At 44.3% G+C, this 210-nt stretch carries 1 pseudogene; it reads left to right on the forward strand.

The window, feature by feature from the left end:
• Positions 1 to 210: pseudogene (locus tag NE609_RS17495) on the forward strand (hypothetical protein); the annotation flags it as partial.

The following is a 210-nucleotide window of genomic DNA, read 5'->3' on the forward strand; positions in this document are numbered from 1 at the left end:
CAAATGAGTACAACCCGGATGGTAAGGAAATCCGATATATCGACAGCCATTATAAGCATTTGTTTCATATCCACGATGGCAGCTGTGTGCAGATTCACTACCCGGATGAAATGGTAGTGAAGCCCTGCACCTTCATTGACGAGTATCATACGCAGATCGGATACAATGTGATTCATATCTGCCAGTTTGCAGAAATTATGGAGCGCAACG

The sequence above is a fragment of the Anaerotruncus sp. DFI.9.16 genome (assembly GCF_024461615.1).
Taxonomy (GTDB): Bacteria; Bacillota; Clostridia; order Oscillospirales; family Ruminococcaceae; genus Anaerotruncus; species Anaerotruncus massiliensis.